The following is a 6,688-nucleotide window of genomic DNA, read 5'->3' as shown; positions in this document are numbered from 1 at the left end:
ATTTGAAGCTGTGTTTACCCTTAAGCCAGCTCAAGGTGTCAGAGTAAACGGTTGTGAGATCGCCGCGTCCTTGAGGAAATCCGTTGATTCCGCCGAATCGTAGGCCAGTACCGCTGATCAGGATCTGAGGCAGACCGATAGGTCCCGAGTTGCCGACGTTAAAGCCGAATGACGCCGGGTCGTCTGCATTATCGGCAACGAAGGTGATGTGAATGCGGTTGTAGCCCGCGCGGAAGTCGTTGACGACGGCGGGCGAAAACATGTGGGTTTCATTGAAGGTGAATATCTGGCGATGGGAAGCACGTGTGTCGCCGAACCCGGGAAGGTTGTTGCCTTGCAGAGTCGGCTCCTTGCGCAAGTCCTTTTGGAAGGCGTAGTAGCCGTGGAGGCGGTCGCTATCGCTAAAGTTGTGCTGCACATCTCCTGTCCACTGATCAATGTTTACCGGAGCGACTGTTGAGCCGAGGAATCCATTGGCGCCGTTGTTGGCGGCAGGGATTAACGCAGCAAGCTTGCGAGTGGTCGGATCGCTCGAAGCAGCAGCAGCCTGCGCCTCAGTGGAACTAAGGACCGTGGTGGATAAAGGCAGAGCCTGTCGCTGACGCAGCCCTTCATAGCTGAAGAAGAAGAACGTTTTGTTCTTCCAAATCGGGCCACCAAGATTTGCGCCGAAATTGTTCCGCTTAAACGGACTCATCGGGTTTGCCGCACCGGTACTCGTGGTCTTCTTGTTGAACCAATTGCGCGCATCGAAGAAGTCATTGCGCACAAAGTCGAACGCCTCACCGTGGAAGGTGTTGGTGCCGGAGCGGGTGGCGATCTGAACGATAGAGCCCGAGTTGCGGCCTTCATCGGCGCTGTAGCTGGAGTTGTCGATTTTGAATTCGGAGACAGTGTTGATCGACGGCTGAAAGGTCAACTGGCCGTTGGCCATGTCGTTCAGGTTGATACCGTTGACCATGATGTTGTTTTCATCTTCACGATTGCCGGCGGTGTTCAGCCCGAATGAGCCTTGGCCGCGCAGAGGAGCTGTCAGAAAACCATTGGCAGGTGGAACTACAGAGCCAGGCACGAGCAGACCGAGATCGAGAAAGTGCCGGCCGTTAAGCGGAATCTCCTGAACCGTCTTCTGATTGATGACCTGACCCACGGTCTGGGTGGAGGCCTCGATCACGGGAGCCTCGGCGGAAACCGTCACCGTTTCGCTCGCCTGGGCGACCTTTAGCTGGAAGTTCTGAACGGTGTTGCGCCCTACCTGAACGATGACGCCGTGACTCAGCACCTTTTCCAAGCCGGAAGACTGAACAGTGACGTCATAGTTCCCGATTGGGAGAGCTGGTATCAGATAGTTTCCGCTCGAATCGGTCTTTATGGTTTGCGACACTCCGGTCGCGGTATTCGTCACCGTAACGGTAGCGCCTGGAACAGCCGCGCCGCTTGGGTCAGTAACCTGGCCTTGAATCGATGACAAAGACTGGCCGAATCCAACTGCTGCGGTGAAAATGGCAGCGGTAAGGGTCAGAAATCGTAAAAAGTGGGAGAACACTCGCATGTATCGTCTCCTAAACGTGGGACCGGATGGGTCGCCAGCGGGATGAACTATTGAAGCTGCACGAAGCAGCTAACCCGCATACATGCAAGCAGTGCGCCAACTCCGACGCATCGCAAGCCGCTGATTTTCAGGAGTTTAGTTTTGGGAATGCGGCGAGGCTACAGAAAACAGAAGCTGTGTATGGATTTCAGAACCCAAGAATACCTTTTTTGGGACGAAAGTGTAGCGAGGTGCCCAGTGGAATCGACTTGTGAGGAATCGGCTTTCGGCTGAAAGACAATCCATCCCTGAATGATCGGCGACAATACAGTCACAATTTGTGACACAGATTCCCTGCACAGTTCCCTGTTTGATGGGGCAGCTCGGCAGAAGTGGCTGCAAGCTGCTGATTTCAGATCGCGTAGGACGATATTCTCTGGAATCCCTGTTAATTCCCTGGTAGAAGAGCAAATTTGCAAATTTTTGGGCAAAACTCGCGGATTTTCGTCCTCATTTTGAAAAATTGGCTGTAAATTTCCCTGTTCAGGGAATTACTGATTGCTCCGAGCCTTACAGATCACGGTTCCGGATGGTCGCCGATTCTCAGAACAGTCGGAAACTGACTTCCACGTCGACCGCAACCGGTACAGGTTTGCCGTCCTTCTTCGCGGGATCAAAACGCCACTGACGCACTGCTGCGATGGCCCTCTCATCCAAGCCCAATCCCAAAGACCGAGCCACTTGAATAGCGTGAGCTTTCCCGTCAATACCTACGATGAGAGACAGAATCACCGTGCCCTGAAGCTTTGCCAGACGCGCTTCCGGTGAGTACTCCGGTTCCGGCTTGTAAATAGGTAGTGGAGCGCTAACTCCTCCCCCCACACTGAAGACCCCGCCGCCATAGCCGGCGTCAAATCCTGGGCCGAGACCCCTTCCATATCCACTGCCGATCCCGCCGCCGTTGCCGTCGCCAATGCCCGCGGCCGCGCCGATTCCATTCGACGCCGGCCCAAGGACGCTGGAAACAGGATTGCCCAGATTGGGAAGATGATTATCGGCCAGGCGCAGGCTGGGTGGCATCACTACGCTCGGCTCGGCCGTGAGCTTCGCGTGATTGTTACGCACCACGACCTCTGGAGGGGTGATCTGCTGCATCGCCAGCTTGGGCAGACGTCCCTGCGGAGCCGCTACTTTATCGCGGTCTCCACCGGCCCCCCCACCATGCACAGAGCGCATTGTATCGGGAGAGATGGAGACATACTCACTTAGATCTACAGATTCCCCTCTCCGTTCCTGGCGTACTTGACTACGAGAAAACCATAATCCGGAACTCAGGATGAGTGCCAGGGCAGCCGCATGCATGGCAATGGAAATAACGAAATTAGAGCGGCGCATCGCATAGCTTCCATAGCCACCGCCGAACAACGTCGGCAAAACTTCCACAGCCGAACTCTGCTCGTTCCTGGTTTCAACATTGGAGCTAAACCGCGGTCGGTGATGCCCTGCAACTTCCGCGACGAGACTGCCTCGCGTCAATTCGCCGCGAAGCTTCGCGCGAAACTCCGGACGTGGCAGGGTGCGCAATTCCGCGGCAACGCCGAGCAACTCCGCCACGCCGGGATCCATGCTCGAAATTGCAGCATCTGGATCTCGCAGCAACACTTCAATCGCGCAATCGAGTTGTTCAATTAGTACCGGGCTAGACATACTTGCTCCTCATCTGCGCGCGCAGAGTGTACAGCGCGCGGAATTGCAATTGTTTGATGGCTCCTTCGCTGCGTCCCATCTCCTGGGCGATCTCGCGAATGCTTCTTTGATTAATGAAGCGCCGCAGCACCACATGACGCTGATCTTGAGGGAGAGCATCGACCAGCTGAAACAACATCGCACGCTGCTCGATAGCGGCGTCGATTCCCGCGTGTTCCAGCTCGTCAACGGGTACTTCCTGCCGCTTACCAAGACGCTTCCACCGATCCGCCAGCACTTTGGCTGCGATGCCTAGCAGCCAGGCTGCAAACGGAACACCTCGCCACTCGAAGTTTTGAATTCCGGCGAGTGCGCGATGAAAAACTTCCGCAGTCAGGTCCTCGGCCTCCGCCCTATCACGCAGCCGGTAGGCCATGAATGCGTATACCCGCTCGAAATTGTTCTCGTACAGTTCGGCAAAGCGAAGCGGATCGCGTTGCGCCGCTTCAATTAGCAGCCGCTCATCGGTTTCGCATTCGAGGACCCTCACTCGCGTCTCCCTGGGGAACCATTCTCAATCAGGTAATCGGTGGAGACGGGCGAAAAGTTACGGTGTCAGGAATGAATTTTTAGGGAATACCGAATCCGTGTTCGGATTCCTCAAAATGGGTTGGGAAACGCCAAGTCCTGCTGCGAAAGGACCGACTGGATACCACACGATAACGATGAAAACTTCAGATGATCGGCGTAAGGAAATCTTATCGATTGCCTTCGTTTTATCTAAAGAACCTAACAATGAAATTTGCGTCTATTAGTTAGCGGCGGAAAAAATCTCAGTGACACTCCCTCACTGAAATTTATTCGTCGCGAAGCAGCGCAACCCGCGCACAAGTCCTCTTTTCTGGTCGCGATCTGGAGCACTCGATTGCTCACACCCAACGGGGACACGCGCGACCAGAATGGGAAAACCGGAGGGATCGAGAGGTCCCTCCGGGAATTGAATAAAAAGAGTTCGAAAGAATAAAGGAGCTAATTCGTTATGAAAAATACTCGTCATTCCCTCACCGCGCTGACACTCGCGCTCGCGTTGGTCGCGCCGGCTGCGATGCACGCTGCCAATGCGACCAGCACACCCGCGGCCTATATCAGCGCGGTGCATGCAGAGCAGGCATCGGAATTGCTGAAGGACGTGCGTGCGCTCGCCGCGAGGGTGTCAGACAGCACCGACACGCTTACGGTTTCATCCAGCGCGAATCAACTTCATTGGATGACTCATCTTTCACGTCTCAATGAAGCGAAGGACGGCGTCAACGAAATCGGCGAGAAACTGCAGATGCTGCAGTCGATGCGCAACTCTGTGCATCCGTGGCAGCAGGAAGCGATCGACCGCATCCACGCGTCGTCGCTGATGGCCGCAAAGCACACCGATTCGGCTTTGCGCTATCTGAACGACAACAAACGTTGGCTTGTCGCGCCTTCGTACAAGGATGATGTAAGCGCAATTCAGGCGCATGCGGAAAGCGTTCGCAACACCGCGAATGACTTTCTGAGTTACGCCAATACGAAGGACAAGCTCGGCGCGCTCCAGGAACGGCTCGTGTTTGAGTAGCCGCCGCGCGCCGCAGGCTGAGAGGTGAACGCCTTCCCAACCAGTAGGGGCTGATGTGTGGGATGGCTTCACCTCTCAAGCTTGGCCAGCACCTCTAATAAGCCACGCAAGGCTGGCCGCAGCTCCAAGATCATAGGCGAGACAGAAGGACGGCCACCATACCGGCACTCCTGAGTTTTCCACCACCTTGCCATGAACGACGTCGAAGATTCCGTGAGCAGCCAGCGCCACGACGACGATCCAGGCACTGGACTTGAATCCGGCGATCGCTGCGACGACGAACAGAGTCATCACCGCTGACTCTACAAGTACTGTGCGAATCGAACCGCCCATGACTGCGAACAATACGTAGTACGAGGCAATTACCATCAGCACGGTCGGATAGAATGCCCTATCGCGATCGAATTCTACCCACCTCGCAAACAAGGCAACGCTCACCGAGAGAAAGATTCCTATAACGTATGCCACAGCAACCCTTGAGCTACACATCCGGCCACCCGCGGCAATGATCGCGGGCGAACTCTTCCATGATGAGTTTTCTTGATCGCACACATAGACTTAGCGCCGCAAATAGCAGTCGCCGCGGATCTCGAAATCGTCAACGACACCCCTTGGCTTCCCGTGACTCATCGAAACCGACAACTATTCCAGCGAGCAACTTATACCGCGGCTTTTGCTGTGCACAACATGTTATGCAAGAAAGGCGCGTTCGCGGGAACGCGCCGAAAGAGGGTGCATACAGGAGGGGTTACAGATGCCGTTTCAGGCATTGGTGTGAACCCACAATTCACGTTGAAGTTGCGCGCCTATCGAACTCAGCCATTTGAGCCGTGGCCAGCGTGAAATAATCGACTGCAGCAACGATTGTTATGCGCCTGCCTTTCCCGCTCATTTACAGCGACCAGTATTTCCTACCCATCGGCGCACATGTATTTCCCGCACAAAAGTACCGAATGATCCATGATCGTCTGCTCTCGAGCGGTGAAGCTGATGCAGACGACTTCATCTCGCCGGAAGCTGCCAGCGACGACGATGTCCGGCTGGTCCATGACGCTGGTTATGTCGATCGCCTGCTAAACGGAGAAATCACGCCGCAGGAAGAGCTGCAGATGGAGGTCCCTTATTCACCGGAACTGGTGAAGGCCTTCTGGCTTTCTGCCGGAGGGTCAATCCTCGCGTCGGAACGCGCACTGCGAACGGGAATCTGCGTAAATATTGGCGGCGGCTTTCACCACGCTCATCCCGATCACGGAGAGGGCTTCTGCATGATTCACGATGTTGCAATCGCCATCCGCAAGATGCAGAAGCTGCGCAAAATTCAGCGTGCCATGACCGTCGATTGCGATGTTCACGACGGCAACGGCACGGCGGCGATCTTCCCGCCGAAGCAGCTCAGCGGACATCCGCTGCCAAGTATCTCGGCGGCACAGGTCCAGGCGAAAATTGTAGATCCCGTGGTAGCCGACGGCGAAGACGTCTTCACCATCTCTCTGCACCAGGCAAACAACTATCCTGCGTACAAGCCACCTTCTTCGATCGACGTAAATTTGCCCGACGGAGTCGGTGATGATCAATATCTTGCCTGGCTGGATCAGGCGCTGAGTTCAGGACTACGCAGCTTCTCACCCGATTTGCTGTGCTACATTGCAGGCGCTGATCCATATATTGAGGACCAGCTTGGTGGACTGGCGCTGACCATCGACGGTCTCAAACGGCGCGACGCGCTAGTATTTGAGGTTGCGAAGGCACGTGGCATTCCGGTCATGGTCACGTACGCCGGCGGCTATGCGCGCGACGTGCAGGACACAGTCACAATTCATGTGAACACGGTGATTGCGGCAAAGGAAGTTTGGAGGAACTGA

The 6,688-nt window shown here is 55.4% G+C and carries 6 protein-coding genes; 2 read left to right on the top strand and 4 right to left on the bottom strand.

Translation table 11 applies throughout. The features are described from left to right. The 3 genes from VFU50_00030 to VFU50_00020 all read right to left on the bottom strand — a co-directional run. Positions 1 to 1,552 (bottom strand): carboxypeptidase-like regulatory domain-containing protein (locus VFU50_00030; protein HEU5231214.1); only part of this gene is annotated, 1,552 nt, incomplete at its 3' end. A gap of 582 nt (positions 1,553 to 2,134) precedes the next feature. Further along, on the bottom strand, positions 2,135 to 3,238 hold the full coding sequence (locus VFU50_00025) for an energy transducer TonB (GenBank protein HEU5231213.1): 1,104 nt from the start codon (positions 3,236 to 3,238) through the stop codon (positions 2,135 to 2,137). Further along, positions 3,231 to 3,767, bottom strand: a complete 537-nt coding sequence (locus VFU50_00020; GenBank protein ID HEU5231212.1) for a sigma-70 family RNA polymerase sigma factor — start codon at positions 3,765 to 3,767, stop codon at positions 3,231 to 3,233. Before VFU50_00020 ends, VFU50_00025 begins: the two co-directional genes overlap by 8 nt. Positions 3,768 to 4,256: 489 nt before the next feature. Here VFU50_00020 and VFU50_00015 point away from each other — a divergent pair, with 489 nt between their 5' ends. Then, the gene (locus VFU50_00015) at positions 4,257 to 4,826 is read left to right on the top strand and encodes a hypothetical protein (GenBank protein HEU5231211.1); all 570 of its coding nucleotides are present in this window, start codon (positions 4,257 to 4,259) and stop codon (positions 4,824 to 4,826) included. A 75-nt stretch (positions 4,827 to 4,901) separates the two neighbouring features. Here the strand turns inward: VFU50_00015 and VFU50_00010 are convergent, their stop codons facing one another. Next, entirely contained in the window at positions 4,902 to 5,294 is a 393-nt protein-coding gene (locus tag VFU50_00010; protein HEU5231210.1) for a hypothetical protein, read from the bottom strand. A gap of 401 nt (positions 5,295 to 5,695) precedes the next feature. On the opposite strand from VFU50_00010, the gene VFU50_00005 reads away from it, so the two are divergent. Next, a complete protein-coding gene (locus VFU50_00005; protein HEU5231209.1) occupies positions 5,696 to 6,688 on the top strand; it encodes a histone deacetylase in 993 nt (330 codons plus the stop codon).

It is taken from the genome of Terriglobales bacterium (genome assembly GCA_035764005.1).
Taxonomy (GTDB): domain Bacteria; phylum Acidobacteriota; class Terriglobia; order Terriglobales; family Acidobacteriaceae; genus Gp1-AA112.
The sequence above is the reverse complement of the archived record's forward strand: the minus strand, read 5'-3'. Positions and strand labels throughout refer to the sequence as shown.

Excerpts from the sequence above, each read along its gene's own strand:
- VFU50_00025 (HEU5231213.1), bottom strand. The coding sequence starts at position 3,238 with ATGTCTAGCCCGGTACTAATTGAACAACTCGATTGCGCGATTGAAGTG.
- VFU50_00005 (HEU5231209.1), top strand. The coding sequence starts at position 5,696 with ATGCGCCTGCCTTTCCCGCTCATTTACAGCGACCAGTATTTCCTACCC.
- VFU50_00015 (HEU5231211.1), top strand. The coding sequence starts at position 4,257 with ATGAAAAATACTCGTCATTCCCTCACCGCGCTGACACTCGCGCTCGCG.